Source organism: Bradyrhizobium sp. (assembly GCF_016462955.1).
Taxonomy (GTDB): Bacteria; Pseudomonadota; Alphaproteobacteria; order Rhizobiales; family Xanthobacteraceae; genus Bradyrhizobium.
This window is the reverse complement of record NZ_JAEMSD010000487.1, coordinates 4,538-5,069: the sequence shown is the minus strand read 5'-3', so window position 1 is coordinate 5,069 and position 532 is coordinate 4,538. Positions and strand designations below refer to the sequence as shown.

The following is a 532-nucleotide window of genomic DNA, read 5'->3' as shown; positions in this document are numbered from 1 at the left end:
AAAGACCACCGCTATCAAGAGGCCGACTGCCGCGCAGGAGATGCCGGCGAGGATCCGGCTGAGCACCGCAAGGTCCCCGAAATGGGCATAGGCGATGGCAAGCACCGTCACGATCAGTGTCGGCGGCACCAACCGCCCCGCGAAGGCGGCAAGGCCCCCGGCGACGCCGCGCAGCCGCGATCCGAACACCATGGACAGATTGACGATGTTGGGGCCCGGCAGGAAATGGCAGAGCGCAAAGGTCTCGTTGAACTCGTCCGCCGTCATCCAGCGGTGCTGCTCGACGATCGCGCGCCGGGCAAACACCAGGACGCCCCCGAAACCGGCCAGCGACATCCGGGCAAATGCCAGGAATAGTGCGGCGACGCTCGGCGGGGTGGCAAGAATACCCGGCTGCTGGGCGGCCGGCGCTGAATCCGGGGACATGTCAGGAGCTTAGAACGAGGATTGCGCGGCGGCCAAGACGAGTCCGGAACTTACCCAGAGGGAATAACCCTCCAACCCTCTGTTTTTTGAGAGCTTTGTCCCCTAT

At 64.5% G+C, this 532-nt stretch carries 1 other RNA gene (only partly in view); it reads left to right on the top strand.

The annotated features are described in order from the left end of the window. Positions 1-532, top strand: a transfer-messenger RNA (tmRNA) gene (gene ssrA, locus JHD07_RS32455) (its annotated part continues 229 nt past the right edge of the window); the annotation flags it as partial.